Here is a 25,468-nt window from a genome sequence, read left to right as displayed (position 1 = left end):
CTCCTCTATACCTATTTGTAATTATATTTGGAGTACATTATTTAAGTAATATAGCATTAATCTTATATCAGAAAATACGGATAAAGTAACAATCTTCATAAAGAAATAATTATTTTTAATATTACTCTAATTAAAATTAATACCAAATCATTTTTTAAAAATAAGGCAGAATTCATAATCAAGTACAATATGTCATATTCGAAAAAATATTGATAGAAATTGAAAAGCATCTGAACAGTTATACAAATCAACTGTTCGGATGCCATTTACATTTATTTTATCAAATTTTAAATATCATTTACGGTTTCTGTAAATAAGCATACTAACCGACAAAATTATAGTAAGTAGAGCACTTATCAATAATATTTTTTTACTTTTAGTAAATATATCTACAACTTGTAAAACAGAGACCAAACTAACGAAGAAAAGTATAATTTCCATAACTCTATTCTTCTGCAACTCATTAAATTGATTTCTATCCTTTAACAAATCGTATTCCTCCTGCTTAATTTTTTCTATATATTCATCATGCTTGAAATAAGAACTTTCTTTTAAATGATTAAATAAATCAAAAATAGCAATATGATTTATTCGATAGATATATAGAAAAGATCGTTTATAACCGTGAACCCACTCGTTAAATTTTATTAGTTGTTTATCATTTGAAAGTTGGAATTTGTCCAGTCCATCCATAATGGTTTCATCTAGACAAACTAGCTGAAAGAATGGAATTGCTGAAGATAAAAAGAAACTGGCTTGTCTCAAAAAATTTTTTTCAAAATTATTAGAATTATCATTAGACCATATGATATAATTTCTCCCCTTATTTATGTAATTGATATTAGTTAAATCATAATAGTTTGTTAGATAATTTTTTGATCTAGATTTTGAAGATACATTATTCTTGTTGTAGGGAGCATTAACCATCCAAGTATACAATTTATCATCTTTAAAAAACTCCATTTTATTCATCTGCTCCATATTTGTGACAAAATGTAAACAAAATATACATTCCGTTAACTTCAATCCCCCATTTATTGATGAGAGCTCTTTTTTTATATACTTCAATATATCATCAAGTTGATGATTAGTATTTAAAGAATACTCTCTATCACACTTTTCAAAATCAGGAAATATTTGCCATCTCATCATTGTAATTGGATAAAAAAAGTCAAATCTATAGAATGATGATCTTAAATCTTCAAATAATTCGATAACTATTGATCCGTTTTGAAAAACAGTGAGTGTCACAAAGAAAAAATGTAATTCTTCCTCACTATCCACTTCTATTAAAGGAGCAAAAACAAATTTAATAAATTGAATAGATCTAGCACTAAATAAACAATTCTGTTTCCCTTTTTCTAATCTTGCAAAATATAAGTCTAAATAATAATTAGTTTTCTCATCCACTTTGTTTTTTAAATGTTGCAACTCTTTGGGAATTTTCCATGGTTTATATTTCTTTTTTAAAAGAGTATTATTTTTTGTACCTATTAGTGTCATAATCGTAGCCGGATGATTTTCAAATTTTTTAGTAATTATCTCTATTAGTTTATTGTTGTCTATCTTATATAAATCTGTGCTCAACATATAGAAAGAGGTGATTTTCACTTCTTCTATTTTTTTTGAAATCTCAGGAATTTTTTCAAAAGCAGTACTCTCTTTTATCTTCTGCATATTTTCTACCTTTTATTATCTTATTTCATTAATTATATCAAAATATAATTCAATAAAATGATGATCAAACAAAAAGTTATGTAATATACAAAAACTAGTTTTTAAAAACTTAGAAAGATTCATTTTATAGACTCTGACTATATTACGTTCAAAAATTTCTGAAATTGATTTATTATTATTTAGAATACTGAAAGTAATTACATAAAAGAGACCCTTAGGCCTCTTCCTCTCTCCTTCAAACACTCTGTCACTGTCCATTTACTGTCCAATATAGTGTAATACATCTAAAAATTGTTAATTATGTCGCAGACTAAATCTTTTAAAATCAACATTTCTATGTATAACAAGGCTTAAGGAATCTTAAATTAAGTCTTTCTTTCATATGATGAATATCCTAGAATTGTAGGAATTGTTGTTGGGAGTTTCATTCCGTTAAAGATATAATTCATGAGTTATTTTTATTATTCAAAAGGAGACTAACTGTTAAAAAAAGAAAAAACAATCAGATATTGATTGTTTGAGAATACAGAAAAAAGCTGAGAAATTCCTCTCAGCTTTCTTTGTGATAGTCAAAGCGAATGACTTGCTCCGTGGCGTCTACATACGCGTGGACTCCAAAGGGAACAATGGCTCTTGGTGTGGCATGGCCAACGTTTAGATTATAGACAATCGGGATATTGCTATCAATGATATCCAATAGTGCCTCCTTATAGTCGTCATAGAAGGTTTCATCCATAGGTTTTCCGACCAAGAGTCCACTGATGACTTCAAATATCCCAGTTTCTTTTAAAGTTTGCAACATTTTTTTGAAATCATCAGGTTCAGGCTTTTCTTCGCTTGTTTCTAGCAAGAGGATTTTTCCTTCCCAGTCTGACAAGTCAGGGAAAAGTTTGTATTTTTGGCAGAGGTCTGTGCTATCTGCGTGTAGAGAATTGTCAAAGATATCGTAGAGGGATTCGAGGCAACCGCCGAGGATTTCTCCCTCAAACTGAGCATTGCCTTGTAACAAGTCAAAACCTGTATTTGCATGGCTGACACGAGGTGTTCCCAGAGCCTTGGGACTGAAGTCAGTTCTTTCCTCATACCAAACGTCACTAGGGCGAATTTCTGAGATTTTTCCAGTCTCAATCAATTCTTTGAAGTAGTGGAGGCTATATGGCAACATTTCTTTATCTAACTCACAAATGTCTGCTAAAAATGATTGACCATAAAAAGTCTTGACCCCTAGCTTATGCAACATGAGGTGGTTCATGGTTGTATCCGAGAAGCCAAGAAAAATCTTTTGTTTGATAACCTTTTGTAGTTGGTCATTTTCAAAGAGGTAGGGTAGCAAGCGATAGGTATCGTCTCCACCGATGGCACATAGGATCATATCGATACTATCATCAGAAAAGGCTTGAATCAAATCCTCTGCACGAGCTTCAGGATGTTCTTTTACAAAGTCTAAGCCTTTTAGTGAATGAGGTAAAAAGATAGGCTTGAGTCCCAAGTCCTTGAGACGTTGGACACCCAAGTCCATTTCGTGTTTGACAAAGTCCTCTCCGATAATGCCACTAGACAAGCTCACAATACCAATAGTAGAAATCATATCTTATCCTCCTAGAAATAAATTGATACTATTGTATCACAAAAGATGATAGAAAAATATAAGGAATAGAGTAGAGGTACAATTTTATGTCAATAAAGCAATAGAAAAACCTCTCGATGTGCTTACTTTGGAATATAGGCAAACTCTATCGACAATAGAAAATAGCACTTTTAGAAGTTGGTTGCCATATAGTTAAATCTATTAGGATCATCAATTAAATATATTTCTTTCGGATAAGTAGTTCTAAAAGCAAATAAATTAGCCATAAGTAAAGTTCCATATCCCCAATCTTTTGCAAAATTTATGCATCTAGTAATTGTAGGATCATCAATATTTTCATCTGCTATTGAAGGGTTTAATCCAATAAATAAAACTGTAGGTTTTGTAGAGTCCCAAGTTCGAGACAGTGTGTAACGATAAATCTTGTCTTCAGATATATTAGCTTTCTTTTTCACGATTGTTTCTCCTTTTTTATATTATATACTATTGATTAAAAACATAGCTAAACTAGGTATGAAAAAGGTAGAGAAAAAGGTAGAGTTTGAATTGAAATACAGTGCAATATATCGCATTTGGCAAAAAGAAAAAACGCTTGAAATCAGCGTTTTTCTTCTGTATTAATCCGTATTGAATGCTTACTTCACTTCTGTAAACACAACGTGTTTGCGAAGTTTTGGTGAGTATTTCTTCAATTGAAGACGGTCTGGAGTGTTACGTTTGTTTTTAGAAGTAAGGTACAAGCGTTCACCAGATTCTTTGTGTTCAAGTGTAATATTTACGCGCATGGTATCTCCCTTCTATTATTCAGCTGATGCAGCTTTAGCGATCTTACGTCCTTTGTAGTATCCTTTAAGTGATACACGGTGAGAACGTGAGTAATCTCCAGTTGCTTCGTCAAAGTTTACAGATGGAGCTGTTACTTTGTAGTGCGTACGACGTTTGTTTTTCTTCGCTTTTGATGTGCGACGTGCAGGTACTGCCATTTCGTTTTTCTCCTTTTAAGATATAAATTCAATTAGGTTTGATTTTCATCAACTTTAACAGTATAACAAAACTTTTTTGTAAAGTAAAGTTACTTGACAAAAAATTGTTAAAAAAAATCTCCCGCCTCATCAAATGGGACAGGAGTTCTCCTTAAAGGTCTATTTCAAATGGCTCATCAATCGTTTCCGAAACGTATTTGCCATCCTTTTTTCGTTGTTTGACACATTCTGTCAGCAGGTACTCGATCTGCCCATTGACCGATCGAAAGTCATCTTCTGCCCATGATGCGATAGCAGCATATAACTTGGCTGACAATCTAAGGGGAATCTGCTTTTTTTTAGCTTCTGCCATCTTTAGTAAAGACTTCCTGTGTTGACAATTGGTTGTGCATCATGATTGCCACAGAGAACGACTAAGAGATTTGAAACCATGGCAGCCTTCCGTTCTTCGTCTAGCTCTACAATCTCTCCTTCGCTCAAGCGTTCAAGGGCCATTTCAACCATCCCAACTGCTCCATCGACAATCATCTTCCGCGCATCGATAATGGCAGACGCTTGTTGGCGTTGAAGCATCACAGCTGCGATTTCTGGAGCATAGGCCAAGTAGGTAATACGAGCTTCTAGTATTTCGAGTCCAGCATCTTTAACACGCGCTTGAATCTCTTCTCGAATGCGACTGGCCACGATTTCACTGGAGCCTCGGAGACTACCCTCATCTGCCTGCCCATCTCCTGTCGTATCGACATTAGGAGCTACATCATAAGGATAGATACGGACAATATTACGAAGGGCACTATCACACTGCAATGAGAGATATTCTTTGTAGTTATCCACATTGAAGACTGCTTTAGCCGTATCCACTACGCGCCAAGTAACTGCAATACCAATTTCTACAGGATTCCCTAAGCAGTCATTGATCTTCTGGCGAGAGTTGTTCAAGGTCATCACTTTTAAAGAAATATTCTTTTTACCTGTCTCTATGGAAATATTGTTGCCTTCTGCTGTTTTACTGACAGACATGGGGGACTTGGTGGTGACATCACCACTTTGTCCCAAGCGGGTGTTATTGGCAGGATTGACAGCGACACAGAAGGGATTGACAAAGTAAATACCCGCTTCGCGAATGGTTCCAATATAGTCCCCAAACAAGGTCAAGACCAAGGCCTCTTGCGGTTTAATAATTTTGATCCCCGCATAGCACACCAGGCTAGCAATAAAGAGAAAAATACAGGTAATAACTCCAATTGCAAGCGGGAAACCTTCTGGTAAACTAGCAATCGCACTAATAAAGGCAAAAACTAAAACAAGATCTCCAACTAGCAAGCCTACAAGAACAGCTAAGCCGTTTCTCTTTTGGATTAAAATTTTTTCTTCCATGGGACGAGCCCTTCTTTCTTTATGATATCTAAATGATATCACTTTGTTCGCAAAAGTCAAGATATAACTGTAAATTATTTTAGCAAGCAAGCGATTGAGCTAAATTGTCTGAAAATTCAAGAATTTTCTTCTATCGTTGGACTGTAAATTGTGCTATAATAATAAAAAAATACGTGAGAGGGAATCAGATGACAGAATTAGATACTCGCCATCGCAGTAGCGTCTACGATAGCATGGTTAAATCTCCTAACCGGGCTATGCTTCGGGCAACTGGGATGACTGATGAAAACTTTGAAAAACCAATCGTAGGGGTAATCTCTACTTGGGCAGAAAACACGCCTTGTAACATGCACCTTCATGATTTTGGAAAATTGGCCAAAGAAGGTGTAAAAGATGCGGGAGCTTGGCCGGTTCAATTCGGAACCATTACGGTTGCGGATGGGATTGCTATGGGAACGCCTGGGATGCGCTTCTCCTTGACTTCTCGTGATATCATAGCAGACTCTATCGAAGCGGCTATGGGCGGTCACAACGTGGATGCCTTTGTAGCGATCGGGGGCTGTGATAAGAACATGCCTGGTTCGATGATCGCCATTGCCAATATGGATATCCCAGCGATCTTTGCTTATGGTGGGACCATTGCCCCTGGTAATCTGAACGGCAAGGATATCGACTTGGTTTCTGTTTTCGAAGGGATCGGGAAATGGAACCATGGTGACATGACTGCTGAAGAAGTGAAGCAACTGGAATGTAATGCCTGCCCTGGCCCTGGTGGCTGTGGTGGTATGTATACGGCCAACACCATGGCGACAGCGATCGAAGTCCTTGGGTTGAGCTTGCCAGGTTCCTCTTCTCACCCTGCTGAATCAGCTGATAAAAAAGCCGATATCGAAGAAGCAGGCCGTGCAGTTGTCAAAATGCTTGAAATGGGACTGAAGCCATCTGACATCTTGACCCGTGAAGCCTTTGAAGATGCGATTACAGTCACAATGGCCCTTGGTGGTTCAACAAATGCGACCCTTCACTTGCTTGCGATCGCTCATGCGGCCAATGTGGATTTGACACTTGAAGACTTCAATGATTTCCAAGAGCGTGTGCCTCACTTGGCTGACTTGAAACCTTCTGGTCAATACGTCTTCCAAGACCTTTACAATGTCGGTGGTGTGCCAGCCGTCATGAAATACCTTCTTAAGAATGGTTTCCTTCATGGGGATCGCATCACATGTACTGGTAAAACAGTATCTGAGAACTTGGAAGCCTTTGCTGATTTGACACCAGGTCAAAAAGTCATCATGCCACTTGAAAATCCAAAACGTGCGGATGGTCCATTGATCATCTTGAAAGGGAACTTGGCTCCAGAAGGGGCGGTTGCCAAAGTATCAGGTGTGAAAGTTCGTAACATCACTGGTCCTGCTAAGGTCTTTGACTCAGAAGAAGCAGCCATTGAAGCGGTTCTTTCGGATGAAATCGTGGATGGCGACGTTGTTGTTGTTCGTTTCGTAGGACCTAAGGGTGGTCCTGGTATGCCGGAAATGCTGTCCTTGTCATCCATGATCGTTGGTAAAGGCCAAGGAGACAAGGTGGCCCTCTTGACAGACGGACGCTTCTCTGGTGGTACGTATGGTCTCGTTGTTGGACACATCGCGCCTGAAGCTCAGGTCGGCGGTCCAATCGCCTACCTCCACACAGGGGATCTGGTAACAGTTGACCAAGATACCAAAGAAATCACCATGCACGTCTCAGACGAAGAGTTGGCCAAACGGAAGGCTGAAACAACCTTGCCACCACTGTATAGCCGTGGTGTTCTCGGTAAGTATGCCCACACGGTATCCTCTGCTTCACGCGGTGCCGTGACCGACTTCTGGAATATGGAACAGTCTGGTAAACAATAAGATATGAAAAAACTCACTTTACGAATTTGTAAAGTGAGTTTTATTGATTTATCTCGGAGGAAGACCAAGGGCGATGCGCCCGTATCGGCTGATTCGTGTAATTTTCCAAGCTGGCGACCAGGTTACTTCTACTTTGACGTCTTCGATACCGTCAATTTCTTTTAGGCGGGCGACGATTTCGATAGGCAAACTTTCCGCACAGTCACAAGCGGTATCGGTAAAGGTCATGACTACTTTGCAAGTCCCTTCCTCATCCAGATCCAACTCATAAATCAAACCGAGGTTGTAGACGTCCAATTCAACATCGGTATCAAACACAAGCTCTAACTTCTCAATCAATTGTTTCTCCAGTGCCAAGGCACGGTCGTTAATCTTGATATCCTCTCTCATCTCGCTATTCTTTCCCTCCTTTGATGAAGACTATTTTCTCACAATTCTGACAATAATGCAAGTTCACCTAGAATGAGATCGAATGACAGCTAAAAATCAAACTATCCGTCTTAAGACTGATTTAAAATTACAGGAACTTATCTTAAGTTTTCTTTAAGTTTTCCGATTTATACTAGTACCATCAAATGAAGACCTCCTAACTTTGTTTGATAGAAAATCCTAAACTTTTTCATAATAATCTCCCATAAAGGCCACCAAATCAGGTGGCTTTTTTCTATGTACCTTGGCGAACGTTAGTGAGCTTAGGTACATTGATGCAGTTCGAACGCTAGTGAGAACTACGTTCCTTATTTTTTTACGAGCATCAGCGAGTTTAGGTACGTTGACGCAGTTTGAGCGGAGATAACTAGACTCCTATAAAAAGGATGTGTGAAGAAAGTTTTAAAACCTTCAAAAATTTTTTTCAGCTCTATCTTTCTATTATTTCCTATATTTGTAGGCGAAATAGCTATTTTACGGGCTTTGTCCCTCGATAATTCCTTTTGCCTCCTCCAAGTTCTTGTGCTATAATGATACGGATACTGTTCATTTTAACAAGGAGGCACATTATGAAACAAACCCATTCACGTTTTCTCATTCCAGGGATCCTTTTACTAGGAGTGGTCTTGCGGGCCCCATTTACGACCCTCTCCACTGTCTTATCAGATATTGCTGCTAGCTTTGGTGTCGAGGTGAGTTCTCTTGGCCTCTTGACGAGTCTACCCCTCCTAACATTCGCTATTTTCTCTCCTTTTGCTACTAGCTGGGCGAGACGCTTTGGGATTGAGCGACTCTTTCTCGGAGTCTTGATCCTGATGACGATTGGATCTGCTCTACGCACCATCAATCTGCCTCTCCTCTATGTGGGAACTCTTTTGATTGGTGCTGCTATTGCCTTTATCAATGTCCTTCTACCAAGCTTGATCCAAGCTAATGAACCAAAACGTCTTGGCTTCTTAACAACCCTTTATATCACTGCAATGGGCTTGTCTACTGCGGTAGCTTCTTCTGTCGCTGTCCCTATTACTCAAGCCACCTCTTGGCAAGGTCTGGTTTGGGTGCTAACCGTTGTCTGTACGCTTGCACTTGTGATCTGGCTCCCTAATGCTCGTCATAATCATTATTTGAAAAAAAGCTCTTCTTCTAATGAAAATAAGACTAGTTGGTATAAGAATGGCAAGGTTTGGGCCATCATGCTTTTCTGTGGTCTCCAGTCTCTCTTATTCTATACCACGATGACCTGGCTTCCTACTATGGCAACCCAAGCCGGCATCAGTCAAGCCAATGCAGGAATTTTAGCATCTGTATTCACCCTGATGAGTCTTCCTTTCTCTATGACCATTCCAAGTCTCACTACCAGCCTTTCTAAACGAAACCGTCGCATCATGCTGATAACGACTGTTTTAGCTGGTTTTACTGGAATAGCCATGCTGTTACTAAAGACAGACAACTTCATTTACTGGTTGATCCTGAATATCTTAATCGGAAGTTTTACGAGTATCTTATTCCCTTACCTCATGGTTACCTTCTCCATGAAGTCTAGCTCTCCTGAGAAAACTGCTCAGCTCTCTGGACTAGCTCAAACGGGAGGATACGTCTTTGCTGCACTTGGACCTATCTTATTTGGTTCAAGCCAACAAATCTTCCACTCTTGGACACCCGGGATTCTTATTCTTCTTGTTGTTGCTTTGTTTATGAGTATGGCTCTCTATCAGGTTGAAAAATCTGATATCATCCTTTAATCCGCTAGGTCCCATTGAGCAATGGGATCTATTTTTATACAAAAAAAGAATCAGGAATATCCTGATTCTTTGCTATGTCTTAATTATTCGTAAAATGATACGTGTACGTGGTCGTAATGATTTTCTGTTACGCTACCACGGTCTGGCATTTCATTCCAAGTGTTTGCTGGTCCATAAATATTATTTACTGGAGCATAGAAACGTTGTTTCCAGATGATGTAAGAAATTCCATTTTCTTGCATGTGATCGATTGCATATTGAGCTACTTGATCACCAATCGCTGAACTTTCTGGAACCATAACGTCTATCGCAAGACCTTTACCGTGATCTTCTGGGTCACCAGGACGGTAACCACCGATATCAGTCAAGCCAAGTTCATTAATCACTTGTTCTTTGAATTTAATTGTTTGAGGTCGAAGACCTTCATTTGAAGTTGGAGTTGCTGTTGAAGGAGTTGAAGCTGTCGTATCAACAACTGGTGCTGGTGCACCATATTGTGGTGTTGAAGCAACCGCAGTAACTTCTGGTTCTGCTGGAACTTCTACGACTGGAGCTGGTTCAGCTACTGGAGTCGCTGGGGCTTCCTCAACAACTGGTGCTTCTACAGGAGCCGCTACTTCAGCTGGCGCTGCAGCAGGTTGCGCAGGTGCTTCTTCAACAACTGGTGCTGGGGCTTCCTCTGCTACTGGAGCTGCTGGTGCAGGTGTTTCAGCTGGCGCTTCTGGAGTTGACAAGCTTTCTGATACTTGCTCTGCCACTGCTGCTACAACTGCAGGTGCTTGAGGGAGTTCTACAGCTTGGTTGCTTTCATCTGCTACTGGTTTTGTCAAATCACCCACTGCAACAGTTTGGTTGTCTACTTTGATTTGGTTGTTTGTCAAATCAGCAGAAGTTGTCACAGTTGCATCAGCATTGCCTGCTGTAGGAGTTTGGATTTCTACACCTGTCACTTGGTTCTGATCATTGACAGTTGTTGTCAAGACAGTTCCTGGGAAAATCAAATCAATGTTGCTAATTTGGTTCAAGTTTGCCAAAACAGTTACGTCAACATTCAAAGCTTCCGAAATCGTGCTTAGGGTATCTCCATACTTGATTGTGTAGGTTTGTTTGTTTTCTGAAGTTGAAATATCTGCACGAATTTCATCTACAGAACGGGCAACCCAGTCCCCATTTGATTCTGCTTTACCAGTTGTAAATGGCAAAACCGCCATAGCAACAGTAGAAGCGATCAAAGCTTTTTTATTTACTTTCTTCATACGTTCTTTCCTCGTTTTCTTATTATCGGAGATTTATCTCCAGACAGATACATTTAATATTCTACCACATTTTTTGTCTTTAAAATGGCTCTTCTTTTCTTTTAATCTAACTGACCCTAATTTGTAACATTAGTCCTTTCTTGTTACAATCTCTTAATAATTAACGATAGTTAGTACTATTTGGATAATCAAACAAATTCATTGTATCAGAAGCCTTTGAGAGTCCTGAACGAAGGGATTTTAGAAGATTTTTCAGTTGAATAGAGGCTAAAAAACACCCCAAGTTCGTGTCCTGTAGACATCACTTGAGGTGCTGTTTTAACGGCTTTGTATCTTATTAATTGAACACGCCCTAAATTCTGTGTGTAAAACGCAAACTGTAATAGTACTAACTTCAAAGGCACAGTAGCTGATTGGATTTTTCTCTCGCTTTAAGAGCTCGGAAAAATCCTAATCAGCCTTGTGGGGGCAGGACAACGAAGCATTCTATACAACAGTGCTTCTGTCCTGCTCCCTATTTTCCTTTGAGTTGCTTAACGGCTTTGTATCTTATTTGACCTTCATCATTCGGACCAGGTTGGCGCGTTCGGCTTCTTCGAGTTTCATTTCGATATAGTAGATGGTTTCCTTGAGATCGGGGATGGTCGCATATTCCAATCCATTGACCCGACGGCGTGTCTTTTCGATCTCATCGGCCATGAGCTGACAAGTTTTTTCAATCTCTGCCAGGCGCAACAGGTCTGGAAGGAGCTCTTCCATTTCTTGAATGGTGTTGTCCATCTGGCTATTGGAAGCCACATAGCTGTAGACCACGTCTCCCTCATCGTCTCCATATGGATTGTCAATATGGGCATGCATCTTGGGCACACGCACACTCATGATGTTCTCCGTCTCGATATGCAGGCTGACTTCCCGCGTCGGAACTGCAAAGATTTCCTGGACCATGAGGTCGTTTTCCAGACATTTGGCCAGGACAAACTCTTGCATATTGCCAATGAGAGCTGCCTCAACCTTCTGACGGAGGCGGTCATTTTCACGGACCGATTCGATGAAGCGTCGCATGAGCTCGTCTCGTTTGTCCTTGAGAAGTTTATGTCCTCTGGTTGCCGTTTTCAGACGCTCTTTGAGGGTGTTTAACTCCATCCGAGTGGGTTTGACATTTAATCGTGCCATCTGACTTCCTCCTTTCTACTCCTAGGCTTGTGCTTCCTGAGAAGTTTTTGGGAGGTATTCGTCAATCATGTCATCCTTAATCCGCTTGAGCTCTGTCCGTGGCAAGATAGCCAGCAATTCCCAACCTAGATCCAGACTTTCTTGAATGGTCCGATTGGTGGTAAAGCCTTGGTTGATGTACTCCTTCTCAAAGCGATCCGTAAATTTGACATAAAGTTTGTCGGTATCGGACAAGGCGGATTCTCCGAGCACCACGGCTAATTCTTTGGCTTGTTTCCCTTGGGCATAGGCCGCAAAGAGCTGGTTCATGGTCGCCGCATGGTCTTTCCGAGTCTTGCCTTCACCAGAACCCTTGTCCTTCAAACGGGAAAGGGAGGGAAGAACATTGATCGGTGGGCGGTAACCACTATTGTAGAGATCGCGGGACAGAATAATCTGACCTTCGGTGATGTAGCCTGTCAAGTCAGGGATGGGGTGGGTGATATCATCTTCTGGCATAGAGAGGATCGGAATTTGGGTCACAGATCCTTTCTTTCCAACCAAGCGTCCTGCACGTTCGTAGAGGGTTGAGAGGTTGGTATAAAGGTAACCTGGATAGCCCCGACGTCCTGGAACCTCACGGCGGGCAGCAGATACTTCCCGAAGGGCTTCACAGTAGTTGGTCATGTCGGTCATGATAACCAAGACGTGCATGTCTTTTTCATAGGCCAAATATTCTGCTGCGGTCAAGGCGATCCGAGGAGTCGCAATCCGCTCGATAGCGGGGTCATTAGCTAGATTGATAAAGAGGACCGAGCGATCAATCGCCCCTGTCTCGCGAAGGTCGTTCATAAAGAACTCGGCTTCTTCAAAGGTAATCCCCATAGCCGCGAAGACCACGGCAAAGTTCTCTTCCGAATTAAGAACCGTCGCTTGTCGAGCAATCTGAGCCGCCAATTCCTTGTGAGGAAGACCAGAACCTGAGAAGACTGGGAGCTTTTGTCCCCGAACCAAGGTATTCAAGTGATCAATAGCTGAGATCCCTGTCTGGATAAATTCATCCGGATAGTCCCGCGAAACAGGGTTGATGGCTTGTCCATCAATGTCCAAGTACTTCTCTGGGATAATCTCTGGACCTCCATCAATCGGTTTGCCCATCCCGTTAAAGATGCGTCCCACCATGTCTTCAGACACTGGGAGTTCTAGGGGACGTCCCGTAAAGCGGACTTTAGCTTTTTCCAAGTTGATCCCGCTAGATCCTTCAAATAGCTGGACCATGGCCTTGTCTTCTTGGACTTCGAGGACTTGTCCCTGACGGGTCGTTCCATCATGAAGCTTGATTTCTACCAGTTCATTGTAGTGAACCCCTTCAACCTGATCGACAATCATCAAGGGGCCAACAACTTCGCTGACAGTACGGTATTCTTTAATCACGCTCATTGTCTACTACTCCTTTTGCGACGATTTGGTGTAGGGTTTCTACGATTTCTTCTTTTAAAGCTTGGATGGTTGCCAACTGGTCCTCATGGATGAACTTGCTCCGGGCAATGCGGTCTCGAAGAGCCACGGTTCCTTCCATGATTTCTGTGAAGTAAGCTCCCAATTCCAGCGCTTTTTGACTTTCTTGGTCAAAGGTTAAAATGTTGGTCAACAAGGCAACCTGCTTGCTGAAGGAGGTATAGGTATCGACCTCATCGAAGGCATTTTGTTGTAGGTAGTCTTCGCGGATCATCTTGGCCGCATTCATGGTCAAGCGGTCTTTCTCAGACAAGGAATCTAGACCAACCAAGCGGACGATTTCTTGCAATTCACTCTCTTTTTGCAACAGGTTCATGGCGCGGGTCACTTTTTCTGCCCAGCTAATCTGCTCATGCTGATCGATATATTGGCCCACTTCATCTTGGTAAAGGGAATAAGAACTCAACCAGTTGATGGCTGGGAAATGGCGGCGTTGCGCCAACTGAGCATCTAGTCCCCAGAAGACCTTGACGATCCGCAGCGTATTTTGGGTCACCGGCTCCGAAATGTCTCCACCTGGAGGGGAAACGGCACCGATGGCGGTAATCGAACCTTCACGCGCAGTGGTTCCGAGTGTCTTAACCCGACCTGCACGCTCGTAATATTCAGCAATCCGGCTACCAAGATAGGCTGGGTAGCCTTCATCCCCTGGCATTTCTTCTAGACGACCAGACATTTCACGAAGGGCTTCCGCCCAGCGCGATGTCGAATCGGCCATGATGGCAACGGAATAGCCCATATCACGGAAGTATTCAGCAATAGTAATCCCTGTGTAGATGGAAGCTTCACGCGCCGCTACTGGCATGTTCGAAGTGTTGGCAATCAGAACCGTCCGCTGCATAATGGATTGACCAGTCGTTGGATCGATCAATTCTGGAAATTCATTCAGAACGTCCGTCATTTCATTTCCACGTTCCCCACAACCAACGTAAATTACGATGTCTACATTGGCAAACTTAGCCACCTGGTGTTGCACAACTGTTTTCCCAGCTCCGAAAGGACCAGGAACAGCTGCAGCTCCACCCTTAGTCACAGGGAAGAAGGTATCGATGACCCGTTGGCCTGTAACCAAAGGTTCTACTGGAATCAGTTTTTGTGCAAAGGGACGTCCTCGACGAACCGGCCATTTTTGCATCAAAGTACCAGTAAAGAGGCTACCATCTGCCTGCTCGATCTCATAAACTGGCTCTTCCACTGTGTAAGAACCTGCTGCGATCTTGGTCACACGCCCACTGACTCCAAACGGTACCATGATACGGTGCTCCACCATATTGGTCTCTTGAACCGTACCGACGATGTCTCCGGCAACTACCTCTGTTCCTTCTGCCACACTTGGCTCGAAGGTCCATTTGGTGTCACGGTCTAGATTTGGAACTTGAACTCCACGTATAAGGAAGTCACTGGCTGTAACTTCTTGGAAGCGTTCCAAGGGACGTTGGATCCCGTCAAACATCTGAGAAATCAAACCTGGTCCCAACTCGACAGAAAGGGGAGCTCCGGTTGTTACCACTGGTTCACCTGGTCCTACTCCTGACGTTTCTTCATATACTTGGATAGAGGCTTCATCCCGCCGCATCTCAATAATTTCGCCAATCAAACCAAGATCGCCGACCCGGCAAATGTCTTGGATATTGGCCTCCTGCATCCCTGATGCGACCACCAAGGGACCGGAAACTTTAATAATTTTTCCTTGAGTCATGTATTCCTCCTGGGAATCCTTTGTTTCTTTGTTTTACTTTTGTGCTATTTCTCTTAGAGCTTGCTTTTGTTGGCCATTGGCATCGAAATTGCTTGGATCCAACCAGGCTTCGAAGCGCTGTTTGATAGCTGGCCATTCTTGGTCAATGATAGACAACCAGTCTGTATCACGGGTACGACCTTTATAAACAACAGCCTGACGGAAACAGCCTTCATAGGTGAACCCTAAGCGCTCAGCTGCTTTGCGAGATGCTTGGTTTAAGGCATCGCATTTCCACTCATAGCGGCGGTAGCCTAAATCTTCAAACACATAGCGCGCCAAGAGATACTGGGCTTCCGTAGCCATGCGTGTCTTTTGGAGCGCTGGTGAGTAGGTCACTGCTCCGACTTCGATCACCCGATTAGCTTGATCGATCCGCATGAGAGAGAAAGTCCCCAAAGCCTTGCCTGAATCTTTGTCTACAATCGCATAGTAAAAGCGACCTTGATCTGTCATGAGATCATCCAATAAGCGGTCCCACTCCTCTTTATTGTGGGCAGGGCCTTTGAACAGAAAGGTCCACATCGCTGCTGGAGAGTCCGGCCCGTAGACCTGATAAAGATCTGCTCCATGTTTTTCTTTTGAGAGGCGCTCGATCACGGTATAGCGACCTTCGATCCGCTCAATAGCTGGCAGACCCCCCGGTGTAAAATCAGGCATGGCATCGCCAATCGCTTGGCCAAATTCATTTGTTCTCATAAAATATCCTGTCCGACTGCTTTTTCGACATTGTCCCGAATTCGCTGCCGCCCCAATCCAGTCGTTCCCTTATGAGTAGGGATCAAGATGACGGCTGGGGTTACTTGGCGATCATAGTAGGCAATGGTATCTGGGATTTCCTGAGCCATATCTTCCGTCAGATAGATGATGCCAAAATCTTCTTGGCTCAAGTGACGTAAGGTATTGATGGTTTCCTGAGCCTCTGCTACGGGAAAGGTCTGAAAGCCAATCATTTGAAAAGGAAGGATGGCATCACGGTTTCCCACAACGGCAATTTTTTGCGTTTTACTGGCCATAGATTGGTCTCATCCTTTCTTTTATTTTGTCAATCGGGAGTTGATTATCCAGACCCGTCAAGACCAAACGAAGGTTCTTCACCTCCAGCTCTTTTCCAAAGAGATAGCGAGCTAAAGGCAAGGGCCCGTCTGTCTCAAAGGAAGCTTGTTCCAAAATTCGGTACTTAAGCACATGCTCCAGATATTCCACTGTCTCAGCAGTTACTCTGCCTGCTCGCATCTGCTCTTCGTACTGTGTCAATTCCACATTATAAGGCAAGGGATTGACTTGTTGGAACCAACTGATGAGGTTGCCCTGCTCGACACACTGAATGACTTCTCTTGCTGAGAGGCTCCCTGCATCAGACAAAAGTTGCTTCATAAAGCTGTTCGGCTTTTTCAAACTGAGGGCCCGCTCAACTGTGATGACATTGTAACAATCAATGGTCAAGGTGACCAAGGATTTTAAAAGTGGATGGTCCAGATCTTTCGCCAAGCGTTTGAGATGATCAAAGTAAGCCAAATCCATGCCGATCTCCAGAACCCGAATATCCTGATAGTCGACATATTCCTGCCAGGTTGCTGCGACTTCTTGAGCCATAAACTCTGGGCAGTTCTCTGAAGAAAAGGTCTTGGCTACTTGTTCAAGAACCGCTAAGGAATAGGGACCTGCATCCAATAATAGGAAGTTCAAATCCCGCCCCGTTGCTCGCTCTTTCAAGAAGACCTTGAGATTGTGATAGGTGTACTTGAGGGCGAAGAGGTCGACTACCGCAGGGTTCGGAGCCACCTGATAAGCCCAATCGTACTCTGCTAGAAGGTGCTTCATCAAGGCTTGCTCGACCACTTGGACTTGACGCAGTTGATCTGCCTCCAAGGCATAGGCCGTCCCTTGCAAGAGATTAGCACGCGCTTCTGCATCGGAGCTATTCAGAAGGGCATCAAACTGAGCCGGGCTCAAAAAACTAGCTTCACGTACACTAATCCCGGTATTTACTTGAGAATACGTCCGTTCACTCATAGCCCCTCCTAGTTTTTCTCTTCTTTAAAAATGCTGGCTGCCATATGGAAGCTCTGCTCCTCCCGCACAGCATCAACCAAATCACGGTAGAGGTAGCTGGCATCCACTTTGCCAAAGGAAAGGACAAAACCAGCCTCTTGGGTAAGCGTTTCTTTCGCTAATTGAAGCTGTGGATAGGCCTCTATCAAATCCTGACGATCTTGATCTGTCAATTTTTCTGCCGTCACAGCACCAAACGTTAAGACCATTGCTCGATCTGCATAGCGAGGAAGAACGCGATGCAGAAATGCGAGTTCTTCTTGGCGTGACCAAGTAGCCATTTTCTGGTAGGCATCCGCAAACAACTCTTTTAAGACCCGTTGCTTGGTGACCAATGTCGATTGGCGCTTTTGATTTTCTATTTGTTGGCTTTCACGTTGCAAGCAGCGCTCAATGGTTTGCAATTGAACCGTCCGTTGGTGTAACTTTTCTTCTACCAAACGAGCTTCCTGCAACTGGGACTCTGCTTGAACCTTAGCCGTTGCTTCCGCTACTAATTTCCGACCTTTTTCATGGGCCTGTTCAAGGATGGAATCCTTTAATTGGGAATAATCCGTCATTGTTTTTATTTCCTCCTTTGGAGTTCTTCGCCACCGATAATAGACGAAGAGAACATTCCTCTTCTTTGACTGAGGTGTGTCTAGATTAGCCGACGCGAAGAGTCAAAAGGAAGGACACAACGAAGGCCAAGATGGCATAGGTTTCAACCATGGCCGCAAGGATAACCCCTTTCATCATGTCTTCAGGGCGTTTTGCCAAGATTTGCATCCCAGCAGTTGCGACATTTCCTTGGTGTTTTGCTGAGAAATAGCCGACGATCGCTACTGGAAGGGCTGTGAAGAAGTAAGCAACTCCTGTTTCAAGAGCCATATCTGGTTTAATTTGCAACCAGATCAAGATCCCGATAACGAAACCGTACAAACCTTGTGTACCTGGCAACAATTGCAAGATCAAGGCTTGGGCAAATTTTTCTGGCTGTTCTTTCAAGAGTGCGGCAGCTGCTTGACCAGTCTTACCAACACCGAGGGCTGAACCCATTCCACTAAGAGCCACTGCAATGGCTACACCAAGTGCTGCAAAGAAGGCACCCCCATGGGTTGAGAAATATGAAGCTAAAGATTCCATGAATATACTCCTATAAAATTTTTTATGATTGATTTACTAAATTATTTTTTTGTTTTGACATAGCGTTCCGACGGTTTTAGAGGTCGGAAGGGCTTGCCACCACCCTCGTAGAACTTGCCAAAGAACTCGACAAAGATCAAACGTGCTCCATGCACATAGCCTGATAAGAAGGACAGGAACATGTTGATGGCATGAAGGAGGACAAAGAGGACAAGGCCGACGGTGAATCGTCCCAGGGTTGGGAAGAGATTGACAATCAGGTTAAAGGCCGACCCGATGCTGGCCCCTGATAAACCAAGCGCCATCAAACGGGTAAAGCTGACCAAGTCTCCGACATAGCCACTAACATTGTAGAGATTAAAGAGACCAGCTGCAAGTCCTGATAATTTCTTAGCACTGACAATGGACACGACCAAAATGCCAATCGCATTGAGAATGGCTAGCCACTGGCCAATGGGGACTAGGTAGGATAAGCCTGGTAGGATGTTTCCGACCGCTAAGAGCATCAAGCCCAATAAAATCAAGACCCAGGCAAAGCCTGCATTGTAGGCTTCGGTGTAGTCTTTCAGGCGGACATTTTTCATCCCACCTAGGAAGAGACCGACCAGAACGGTGATGAAACCAAAGACAACCGATAGGATCAAGATAGTCATGGCATTGGTCGTCGTACTGATCAAAGCAAAGGGCATCTCAAAGCCGAAGAAGGAACCGTAGACGACTCCCCAAAGGGCTACCGAGATTCCTAAGAGGCAGAAAAAGCGAAGGTTTTTTGCTGCGCTCGGCTGAAGCTTGAAAGCTTTTAGAGCAAAGCCAGTTGCCAACGTCAACAAGAGACCATAGCCGATATCTGCTACCATCATGCCGAAGAAAACAAAGTAGAAGAGAGAGACGATTGGTGTCGGATCTTTCTCGTAATACTTGGGCAAAGCATACATCTCCGTCACTAACTCGAAGGGCTCCACCAAGGCATTGTTTTTCAGTTTGATTGGTACCTGGTCCCATTCTTCTTGAGCGACTTCACGTGTCTGCAAGACGACTTGGTTCCCAAACTCCTTTTGAAGTTTGGCTTTTAAAGCATCGAGTTGAGCAGTTTCAATCCACCCTTCTAATGCGACTAGATGGGCTGTACTGGCAAGAGAGCCTTTGGCCTCTTCCCGGGCCCCTAGACTCAAGACATAATCGAGTTGGTACTTGAGTTGATTAAGGTCTTCCTTGGCTTGACTGAGCGTTTCCAACGTAGCTGCTTCGACAGCACCTTGTTCTTTAATCTCTCTCTTGAGTTGCTCCAAACGTTCTTTTGGTAGGGTCTCTCCTTGGTAGTCAAACTCTTTGAAATGCGAACTAGTCAGCGTATCTTGAAGGTCTGTTAAATCCCCAGACTTATACAAGACTACTACCCCATGCTCCGTTTCCGAGCTGAAGACCACATCGACCTCTACATCTGGATGAGCCAGCAAGGCTTGTCTCGCCTGATCCTGTTCACTATTCGGAATGATACCGATTAAGCCACGAACATAACGGAAACGCTTGAGCTGGTCAGGTGTTGTCGTCAAGGCAGCCCATTTTTCTAAAGAGGCGATTTCCTCTTGGGCTTGCTGGATGCGATCCCGAGCCTTTGCTAAGACAGCCAATTGTTTTTGTACGGATTGTAAAAGACGTTGCTCATCACGGATGACCCCATGAGACTCTAGATCGTGAAAAGACAAGGACAAGGGAGCTTCTTTTAGTTTTTCTAATCCCTTCTTCTGAGGAATAAAAGGCTCTAAGGCCTGTATGGCCTTTTCTAACTGCTCTTCCCGACGTCTTAGTTCATCCATTCTTAGAGCTGATCCTTTGGACCCATCACTCGTCTGAAAGGCAACTTGCCAATCCTCTTGCTCGCTCAAATCATAGATTTGGACTGATTCCTCTGACTGGAGCGACAAGAGAAGCTCGTCCATTAGATTTGTGGGCGAGACCAGAGAAAGGTGTTGCATTGGACTAATTGCCATAGGTTGCTACCACCTTTTCTACAATTTCGTCTACCAAAGCTGCGCGCTTATCTGTCATAGCTTGCTGCACCTTTTCGTCATTGCGTTGACTGGTCACTGCCAGGTCTGCTTCCAAGCTAGCAATCGTCGCTTTCGAGGACTCTTCCCGCTCTGCGACCAGCTTAGCAGTCTCTTTGTCATAGTATGCTGCTACCTCCTGTAGGTGATTACCTAGCTGTTGGCGCAAATCTTGGATCTGATTCTCGTAACTTGCGACAACGGCTTCCGCCGCCATTTCAATCTCTTGCATCATTTCGAGAGTTGCGTTGGCCATCACTCCACCTCCTTACCTCTTCCTTTATGAAAAGGAACAAATTCTTGTGTAAATTATAACATATTTCATCAACTTTTTTCAGCGTCTTTCCTTTGTTTCCAGAGGTTATTTTTTTAACAAAGGTGATTCAAAAAAGATGCGGATTCTGTTCCTTCTTTCAGTCGTTCGCTGGTCGTATTCCTTGTATATCACAGCTTTTTATGTTATACTGTGAAATATATTATAGGATTTTCTCCAGGTGTAACATCGGTTGAAAGGAGGACTGCTGTGAAACAAGATCGTGATCTCCGAAGCATTATTAAGAGCCATCAAGAAGAAATGACGGAGCTAGAGCTAGACATTGCCCGCTATTTTTTATCTCCTGAAGCGCAGCAACACTCTCTTTCCTCGTCTAGAGTGACGGAACTTTTGCATGTATCAAAAGCTGCTTTGACCCGTTTTTCCCAAAAGTGTGGCTTCACAGGCTACCGTGAATTTATTTATCACTTTAACGAAGAAACCAAATCTCAAAAGCAACAATCCCCGCACGACGAACTAACCCAGGATGTCTTGCGTCGCTACCAGCAGGTCCTTCAGGTTACAGAAACCCTAGCAAAAGATGACCAAATCAAAGAAGTCGCCAACTTAATCACTCAAGCAGATCGGGTCTACTTCTTTGGAAAAGGAAGCTCCGGTCTAGTCGCCTCCGAGATGAAACTTCGCTTCCTCCGACTGGGCGTTGTTTGCGAGGCCCTAACCGATCAAGACGGCTTTGCATGGACGACCAGTATCTTGGATAAATCCTGCCTAGTCATTGCCTTCTCTCTATCGGGAACTACACGCTCGATTATCCATAGCCTTCTGGATGCTCAAGAAATGGGAGCGAAAACCGTTCTTCTTACTGCTCAACCAGACGCTATCAAAGATGACTTTACAGAAATCTTACCAGTTGCTCCCCTACCTGGAAGCACCTATATCGACCGTATTACGGCAACCCTTCCCTTCTTAACCACGATTGATTTAATCTATGCTCACTTTCTCGAAATGGATCGGGAGCGTAAAGAAAGAATTTTCAATAGCTATTGGGAAAACAAAAAACTCAATGGCTACGATTCACGTAGACGCTAGTCTCCCTAAATATCACCAGAAGCTGAGGATCTTTTCCTCTGCATTCTGGTTTTTCTTTTCAATAGAAAATGCTTACTGCTTAGGTGAGCGTTTCAGATTGAAATAAAGTCTTCTAAAAAAACTTTCCTTAGGTGAGTACGGACGTCAGCGAAATTCGAAGAAGTTCCATGACTTAGTTTTGGACCTAAGGTTCCAAAACTCCCGAATTCCTGAAACACAAGTGTTTCAGGAACTTTTCTCACAGCGGAAAGTTTTTAATCTTCTTAAATGACTATAAATATAAGTCATTTTTTGAAAATTATCTAGCCGTTTTATGTAAAACAATAGTTTGTCTACATTCAAAAAATGCTCACCTAAGTGGTGAGCATTTTTGATTTAATTCCGTCTGGCTTGTTGTTGTTTGAAATGGTAGTAAGCTCCTATCATCCCTGCCGTATTTTGATGATGCGCAAACTCCAATTGCGTCTTGTCTGCTAGGCTTGGAACGAGGGATTCTTGGAGGGCAGCTGAAATTTTTGGTTTCAATATAGCTTCCTGTCCCATGACCCCACCACCAAGAATGACTACTTGAGGATTGACAACATAACAGATATTGGCAAGCCCCTTGCCCAGGTAGTCGACCATGCGATCGATTCCTGCCATACAGATGGTATTTCCTTGGGTCGCTTCCTTGAATATGCGACGACCACTCCATTGTTCAACAGGATCCCCATGCTGCTTGGCAACATATTCAACCAAAGCTGTCGTCGAGGCCAAATCTTGGAAGGCGCCATCTTGAAGATGAAGGTAACCTACCTCGCAAGCAGAATTGCTAAAGCCATGGAAAATCTCCCCATTGATCAAGAGACAGCCACCAATGCCAGTACCGACCGTTAAACAGACGGCAACTTGAGCACCCTGGCCATTCCCTGACATGACTTCTGCTAAACCAGCACAGTTGACGTCATTTTCAATTTCGCAGGGGATTTGATAGGTCTCTTCAATTTCTTTTTTGAACTGTGTTCCTGCATAATTGGGAATCTGAGGGCCTGCATAAAAGATTTCCCCCTTATCGGGGTCAACCATCCCAGCTGACGAAATACAGACTCCAAGGATGGTATTTTCTTCGAGGTAAGATTCTACTAAAGCTTTGGTTTTCCCTAGAATCCCAGGTCCCCCTTTTTCAGCTTCTGTCGGCATTTCATGCGACTCAATCAAATTCTCTGCTTCATCAATCAGACCATATTTGATATTGGTCCCACCGATATCAATCGCTAGGTAATAGGCCATACACCTCTCCTTTCCGATTTACACTCTTTTTTAAAGGAAACGTTCCTTGACTTCACGGATTAAGCTAGCTGCTTTTTGAACCACTTCCTGGTCTCCTTCAGTTACTGGACTTAATGGACTCCGAACAGATCCCAGTTCTAGACCTTCATTGATCCGCAAGACTTCTTTAATGACGCCATACATGTTTCCATGAGCAGACGTCAAGACTCCGATAATACCATTGATGGCAAATTGCAAGGCACGCGCAGTTTCCAAGTCTTTCTCAGCAATCAGCTGATTGAGTTTCAAGAAGAGCTCTGGCATAGCACCATAGGTTCCCCCAATACCAGCTCCTGCTCCCATAAGACGGCCACCTAAGAATTGTTCATCTGGACCATTAAAGACGATATGGTCATCGCCTCCCAAAGAAGCAAAGGTCTGAATATCCTGAACAGGCATAGAGGAATTCTTCACCCCAATCACACGTGGGTTTTTCAACATTTCTGTATACAGACTCGGTGTCAAAGCTACCCCTGCCAATTGCGGGATATTATAGATGACAAAGTCTGTGTTTGGTGCTGCTGCGCTGATTTCATTCCAGTAGTGGGCAACACTGTATTCTGGCAAGCGGAAATAAATTGGCGGAATGGCCGCAATGGCATCTACTCCTAGCTCTTCTGCATGTCGTGCCAATTCCACGCTGTCCTTGGTATTGTTGCAGGCCACGTGAGCGATGATGGTCAATTTTCCTTTAGCCACTGCCATGACTTCTTCTAAGACCAGCTTGCGATCGGCTACGCTCTGGTAGATACATTCTCCGGAAGATCCGTTGACATACAAGCCCTGCACACCTTTCGCGATAAAATATTCTACCAGCGCACGTACCCGCTCCGGGCTAATTTCTCCTTGGTCATCATAGCAGGCATAAAAAGCCGGGATGACTCCTTCATATTTTTTTAAATCTGACATTCTTTTCTCCTTTCACGAATGTTTACCAAATCCTATTTTTCTTTTTTATTCTTTAAAACGAGCAAATATCTTTTCCATCAATCCAACCTGTAGGAAGGTCAGGCTAGAAAAACCAATCAAGAAGAAGACCATGAGTCCTAGTAAAAAGCTTAAGACAGAAGTCACAAACACCATAGCTACTAGCAACAAGAGAGCCCCCATAACGAAGAACCATGGGAAATACAAACCGGATACAATCAGAGCTTTTTGTAGACACTCTGTCCAAGTCAATCGATAACGCGCCGCAATTGGATAGGCCGCTAGCATGACCAGAACTAGGAAGATAAAGAGTCCTAGACAAACAGCTTTTAACACCTGCATTGGCAAGGCTGTCTGGCTCCAAAAGAGGAACAAGTCAAAGAGACAGATCCCTGAAATGAGCAACTCTATCCCTCCGAGCTGAAGGCCCAACTTCCAATTTTCACGAAAGGCGCTGATGTAGGTCCGAATGACTGGTAGGCGACGCTGGTGTTTGATGGCAAAAACCGTTTGATACAAACTAATCTTTGCGATCCCGATGGTGACAATCGGCAGACAGCTCAGCACAAAAAGAAGATTGACTGTGACTAAGTCCGCTATTTTCTCGCTGATTCGCATCACCAGATTGTCAGTATTAAAAACTGTTTTGATCAATCCTGTTTCTCTTTGTGACATACCGTCTCCTTTCTGACTCTCTTAATCGATTAAAATTTTCACTAAATGTTTTCGAACGACTTCTTCTTGACCCGCATAACCATTTGGTTGATGAGGTTCTCCTGGGAAGAAAATCGCAAAATTATGATAACCCAGATGAAGTGGATAGGACTCCTGGCAATGGACAAAACCGATGTCCGATGCTTCATCAAAGGCGAGCGCCTCACCTGTCACACGAGATCCATAACTCGAAAACTCATGTCCTTCTACCAAAAGATGCAAATCGGCATATCTTTTGTGGTGCTCAAAGCGATTGCTTTCTTCTTTATTGAGGGTGTTTTCTTGAACGACGAGAAAGACCTTATCTCCATCAATGTCGTATCTCCCTAATTCAAAAGAATCCTTCCGATGCTCATAGAGAAAATCAATGGCCTGATCTAGATTGGGATGGATCCCTTTGTAAAAGGTGATGTTTATTAAATCATCAAATATCATACACTTTTCCTTTCGACACTTCTTAGGACGAGAAAAGAAAACAAGTGATTTCTTCCCTAGCCCCTTCTAGGGCACCGATGAGATGTAGAGCCTGCAAGAACCCTACACCTCTCAGCCTAGAAAAAAGTATCTGTACACTAC

Annotated in this window: 25 protein-coding genes and 1 pseudogene; 3 read left to right on the top strand and 23 right to left on the bottom strand. The window is 43.1% G+C overall.

Annotated features, from left to right (window positions below; genetic code table 11):
* Positions 1-294 precede the first annotated feature (294 nt).
* From FJR71_RS09105 to FJR71_RS09075, 7 genes and pseudogenes are all read right to left on the bottom strand, one after another.
* Positions 295-1,677: a hypothetical protein gene (locus FJR71_RS09105; protein ID WP_140814742.1), complete on the bottom strand. Its 1,383-nt coding sequence runs from the start codon at positions 1,675-1,677 to the stop codon at positions 295-297.
* A 550-nt stretch (positions 1,678-2,227) separates the two neighbouring features.
* Entirely contained in the window at positions 2,228-3,265 is a 1,038-nt protein-coding gene (locus tag FJR71_RS09100) for a S66 family peptidase (protein WP_140814739.1), read from the bottom strand.
* 203 nt (positions 3,266-3,468) lie between these two features.
* A pseudogene (locus FJR71_RS09095) lies at positions 3,469-3,720 on the bottom strand (DUF1643 domain-containing protein); the annotation flags it as partial.
* A 180-nt stretch (positions 3,721-3,900) separates the two neighbouring features.
* Entirely contained in the window at positions 3,901-4,050 is a 150-nt protein-coding gene (rpmG, locus tag FJR71_RS09090) for a 50S ribosomal protein L33 (RefSeq protein WP_001265622.1), read from the bottom strand.
* Between the two features lie 15 nt (positions 4,051-4,065).
* Positions 4,066-4,248: a 50S ribosomal protein L32 gene (rpmF, locus tag FJR71_RS09085; protein WP_003009516.1), complete on the bottom strand. Its 183-nt coding sequence runs from the start codon at positions 4,246-4,248 to the stop codon at positions 4,066-4,068.
* 151 nt (positions 4,249-4,399) lie between these two features.
* On the bottom strand, positions 4,400-4,600 hold the full coding sequence (locus FJR71_RS09080) for a type II toxin-antitoxin system antitoxin (protein WP_140814737.1): 201 nt from the start codon (positions 4,598-4,600) through the stop codon (positions 4,400-4,402).
* A 2-nt stretch (positions 4,601-4,602) separates the two neighbouring features.
* Positions 4,603-5,625 carry an SPFH domain-containing protein gene (locus FJR71_RS09075; RefSeq protein WP_140814734.1) on the bottom strand — a complete coding sequence of 341 codons (1,023 nt, stop codon included), beginning with the start codon at positions 5,623-5,625 and terminating at the stop codon, positions 4,603-4,605.
* A gap of 188 nt (positions 5,626-5,813) precedes the next feature.
* On the opposite strand from FJR71_RS09075, the gene ilvD reads away from it, so the two are divergent.
* Complete coding sequence (gene ilvD / locus FJR71_RS09070) at positions 5,814-7,517, top strand: dihydroxy-acid dehydratase (protein WP_009732006.1); 1,704 nt, start codon at positions 5,814-5,816, stop codon at positions 7,515-7,517.
* 48 nt (positions 7,518-7,565) lie between these two features.
* Here ilvD and FJR71_RS09065 read toward each other — a convergent pair whose 3' ends face one another.
* Positions 7,566-7,907, bottom strand: a complete 342-nt coding sequence (locus tag FJR71_RS09065; protein WP_006595245.1) for a metal-sulfur cluster assembly factor — start codon at positions 7,905-7,907, stop codon at positions 7,566-7,568.
* A gap of 608 nt (positions 7,908-8,515) precedes the next feature.
* Between FJR71_RS09065 and FJR71_RS09060 the strand changes: the two genes are divergently transcribed.
* Positions 8,516-9,688, top strand: coding sequence for a CynX/NimT family MFS transporter (locus FJR71_RS09060; RefSeq protein ID WP_140814732.1), 1,173 nt, complete (start codon positions 8,516-8,518; stop codon positions 9,686-9,688).
* Positions 9,689-9,771: 83 nt separating this feature from the next.
* Here FJR71_RS09060 and FJR71_RS09055 read toward each other — a convergent pair whose 3' ends face one another.
* The 11 genes from FJR71_RS09055 to FJR71_RS09005 all read right to left on the bottom strand — a co-directional run bounded on the left by FJR71_RS09055 (position 9,772) and on the right by FJR71_RS09005 (position 20,836).
* Entirely contained in the window at positions 9,772-10,944 is a 1,173-nt protein-coding gene (locus FJR71_RS09055) for a LysM peptidoglycan-binding domain-containing protein (RefSeq protein WP_140814730.1), read from the bottom strand.
* A gap of 549 nt (positions 10,945-11,493) precedes the next feature.
* Complete coding sequence (locus tag FJR71_RS09050; RefSeq protein ID WP_023024951.1) at positions 11,494-12,117, bottom strand: V-type ATP synthase subunit D; 624 nt, start codon at positions 12,115-12,117, stop codon at positions 11,494-11,496.
* A gap of 21 nt (positions 12,118-12,138) precedes the next feature.
* A complete protein-coding gene (locus tag FJR71_RS09045) occupies positions 12,139-13,536 on the bottom strand; it encodes a V-type ATP synthase subunit B (protein ID WP_048690706.1) in 1,398 nt (465 codons plus the stop codon).
* The gene (locus tag FJR71_RS09040; RefSeq protein WP_140814728.1) at positions 13,523-15,313 is read right to left on the bottom strand and encodes a V-type ATP synthase subunit A; all 1,791 of its coding nucleotides are present in this window, start codon (positions 15,311-15,313) and stop codon (positions 13,523-13,525) included. The genes FJR71_RS09045 and FJR71_RS09040 overlap by 14 nt, the downstream gene beginning before the upstream one ends.
* A gap of 33 nt (positions 15,314-15,346) precedes the next feature.
* Complete coding sequence (locus FJR71_RS09035; protein WP_140814726.1) at positions 15,347-16,051, bottom strand: GNAT family N-acetyltransferase; 705 nt, start codon at positions 16,049-16,051, stop codon at positions 15,347-15,349.
* Positions 16,048-16,368, bottom strand: coding sequence for a V-type ATP synthase subunit F (locus FJR71_RS09030; protein WP_048789853.1), 321 nt, complete (start codon positions 16,366-16,368; stop codon positions 16,048-16,050). The genes FJR71_RS09035 and FJR71_RS09030 overlap by 4 nt, the downstream gene beginning before the upstream one ends.
* Positions 16,358-17,368: a V-type ATPase subunit gene (locus tag FJR71_RS09025; RefSeq protein ID WP_048789852.1), complete on the bottom strand. Its 1,011-nt coding sequence runs from the start codon at positions 17,366-17,368 to the stop codon at positions 16,358-16,360. The genes FJR71_RS09030 and FJR71_RS09025 overlap by 11 nt, the downstream gene beginning before the upstream one ends.
* Before the next feature lie 8 nt (positions 17,369-17,376).
* Positions 17,377-17,967 carry a hypothetical protein gene (locus FJR71_RS09020; RefSeq protein ID WP_140814723.1) on the bottom strand — a complete coding sequence of 197 codons (591 nt, stop codon included), beginning with the start codon at positions 17,965-17,967 and terminating at the stop codon, positions 17,377-17,379.
* Between the two features lie 85 nt (positions 17,968-18,052).
* Positions 18,053-18,532: a V-type ATP synthase subunit K gene (locus FJR71_RS09015; RefSeq protein WP_023024938.1), complete on the bottom strand. Its 480-nt coding sequence runs from the start codon at positions 18,530-18,532 to the stop codon at positions 18,053-18,055.
* 41 nt (positions 18,533-18,573) lie between these two features.
* On the bottom strand, positions 18,574-20,523 hold the full coding sequence (locus tag FJR71_RS09010; RefSeq protein ID WP_140814720.1) for a V-type ATP synthase subunit I: 1,950 nt from the start codon (positions 20,521-20,523) through the stop codon (positions 18,574-18,576).
* Positions 20,513-20,836 (bottom strand): hypothetical protein, encoded by a 324-nt coding sequence (locus FJR71_RS09005; protein ID WP_048789849.1) that lies wholly within the window; start codon positions 20,834-20,836, stop codon positions 20,513-20,515. The genes FJR71_RS09010 and FJR71_RS09005 overlap by 11 nt, the downstream gene beginning before the upstream one ends.
* A gap of 267 nt (positions 20,837-21,103) precedes the next feature.
* Between FJR71_RS09005 and FJR71_RS09000 the strand changes: the two genes are divergently transcribed.
* Positions 21,104-21,943: a MurR/RpiR family transcriptional regulator gene (locus FJR71_RS09000; protein WP_048789848.1), complete on the top strand. Its 840-nt coding sequence runs from the start codon at positions 21,104-21,106 to the stop codon at positions 21,941-21,943.
* Between the two features lie 375 nt (positions 21,944-22,318).
* Here the strand turns inward: FJR71_RS09000 and FJR71_RS08995 are convergent, their stop codons facing one another.
* The 4 genes from FJR71_RS08995 to FJR71_RS08980 are packed head-to-tail and all read right to left on the bottom strand — an operon-like array spanning position 22,319 to position 25,327.
* Positions 22,319-23,212 carry an ROK family protein gene (locus tag FJR71_RS08995; protein ID WP_048788691.1) on the bottom strand — a complete coding sequence of 298 codons (894 nt, stop codon included), beginning with the start codon at positions 23,210-23,212 and terminating at the stop codon, positions 22,319-22,321.
* Positions 23,213-23,242: 30 nt separating this feature from the next.
* Positions 23,243-24,160, bottom strand: coding sequence for a dihydrodipicolinate synthase family protein (locus tag FJR71_RS08990; protein WP_125336211.1), 918 nt, complete (start codon positions 24,158-24,160; stop codon positions 23,243-23,245).
* A 45-nt stretch (positions 24,161-24,205) separates the two neighbouring features.
* Positions 24,206-24,853 (bottom strand): YesL family protein, encoded by a 648-nt coding sequence (locus tag FJR71_RS08985; protein WP_061564587.1) that lies wholly within the window; start codon positions 24,851-24,853, stop codon positions 24,206-24,208.
* A gap of 21 nt (positions 24,854-24,874) precedes the next feature.
* Positions 24,875-25,327 (bottom strand): NanQ anomerase/TabA/YiaL family protein, encoded by a 453-nt coding sequence (locus FJR71_RS08980; protein ID WP_048788694.1) that lies wholly within the window; start codon positions 25,325-25,327, stop codon positions 24,875-24,877.
* Positions 25,328-25,468: the final 141 nt, after the last annotated feature.

Origin of the sequence: Streptococcus xiaochunlingii (assembly GCF_006385805.1) — a bacterium.
Classification (GTDB): Bacteria; Bacillota; Bacilli; order Lactobacillales; family Streptococcaceae; genus Streptococcus; species Streptococcus xiaochunlingii.
This window is presented reverse-complemented; position numbering and strand designations above follow the sequence as displayed.

Bases quoted from the DNA above. Each gene is read 5' to 3' on its own strand.
- FJR71_RS08995 (WP_048788691.1), bottom strand. From the start codon at position 23,212: ATGGCCTATTACCTAGCGATTGATATCGGTGGGACCAATATCAAATAT.
- FJR71_RS09035 (WP_140814726.1), bottom strand. From the start codon at position 16,051: ATGAGAACAAATGAATTTGGCCAAGCGATTGGCGATGCCATGCCTGAT.
- ilvD (WP_009732006.1), top strand. From the start codon at position 5,814: ATGACAGAATTAGATACTCGCCATCGCAGTAGCGTCTACGATAGCATG.
- rpmG (WP_001265622.1), bottom strand. From the start codon at position 4,050: ATGCGCGTAAATATTACACTTGAACACAAAGAATCTGGTGAACGCTTG.
- FJR71_RS09045 (WP_048690706.1), bottom strand. From the start codon at position 13,536: ATGAGCGTGATTAAAGAATACCGTACTGTCAGCGAAGTTGTTGGCCCC.
- FJR71_RS09060 (WP_140814732.1), top strand. From the start codon at position 8,516: ATGAAACAAACCCATTCACGTTTTCTCATTCCAGGGATCCTTTTACTA.
- FJR71_RS09005 (WP_048789849.1), bottom strand. From the start codon at position 20,836: ATGGCCAACGCAACTCTCGAAATGATGCAAGAGATTGAAATGGCGGCG.
- FJR71_RS09030 (WP_048789853.1), bottom strand. From the start codon at position 16,368: ATGGCCAGTAAAACGCAAAAAATTGCCGTTGTGGGAAACCGTGATGCC.
- FJR71_RS09020 (WP_140814723.1), bottom strand. From the start codon at position 17,967: ATGACGGATTATTCCCAATTAAAGGATTCCATCCTTGAACAGGCCCAT.
- FJR71_RS09040 (WP_140814728.1), bottom strand. From the start codon at position 15,313: ATGACTCAAGGAAAAATTATTAAAGTTTCCGGTCCCTTGGTGGTCGCA.
- rpmF (WP_003009516.1), bottom strand. From the start codon at position 4,248: ATGGCAGTACCTGCACGTCGCACATCAAAAGCGAAGAAAAACAAACGT.
- FJR71_RS09075 (WP_140814734.1), bottom strand. From the start codon at position 5,625: ATGGAAGAAAAAATTTTAATCCAAAAGAGAAACGGCTTAGCTGTTCTT.
- FJR71_RS09100 (WP_140814739.1), bottom strand. From the start codon at position 3,265: ATGATTTCTACTATTGGTATTGTGAGCTTGTCTAGTGGCATTATCGGA.
- FJR71_RS09015 (WP_023024938.1), bottom strand. From the start codon at position 18,532: ATGGAATCTTTAGCTTCATATTTCTCAACCCATGGGGGTGCCTTCTTT.
- FJR71_RS08985 (WP_061564587.1), bottom strand. From the start codon at position 24,853: ATGTCACAAAGAGAAACAGGATTGATCAAAACAGTTTTTAATACTGAC.
- FJR71_RS09010 (WP_140814720.1), bottom strand. From the start codon at position 20,523: ATGGCAATTAGTCCAATGCAACACCTTTCTCTGGTCTCGCCCACAAAT.
- FJR71_RS09065 (WP_006595245.1), bottom strand. From the start codon at position 7,907: ATGAGAGAGGATATCAAGATTAACGACCGTGCCTTGGCACTGGAGAAA.
- FJR71_RS09055 (WP_140814730.1), bottom strand. From the start codon at position 10,944: ATGAAGAAAGTAAATAAAAAAGCTTTGATCGCTTCTACTGTTGCTATG.
- FJR71_RS09050 (WP_023024951.1), bottom strand. From the start codon at position 12,117: ATGGCACGATTAAATGTCAAACCCACTCGGATGGAGTTAAACACCCTC.
- FJR71_RS09080 (WP_140814737.1), bottom strand. From the start codon at position 4,600: ATGGCAGAAGCTAAAAAAAAGCAGATTCCCCTTAGATTGTCAGCCAAG.
- FJR71_RS08980 (WP_048788694.1), bottom strand. From the start codon at position 25,327: ATGATATTTGATGATTTAATAAACATCACCTTTTACAAAGGGATCCAT.
- FJR71_RS09105 (WP_140814742.1), bottom strand. From the start codon at position 1,677: ATGCAGAAGATAAAAGAGAGTACTGCTTTTGAAAAAATTCCTGAGATT.
- FJR71_RS08990 (WP_125336211.1), bottom strand. From the start codon at position 24,160: ATGTCAGATTTAAAAAAATATGAAGGAGTCATCCCGGCTTTTTATGCC.
- FJR71_RS09025 (WP_048789852.1), bottom strand. From the start codon at position 17,368: ATGAGTGAACGGACGTATTCTCAAGTAAATACCGGGATTAGTGTACGT.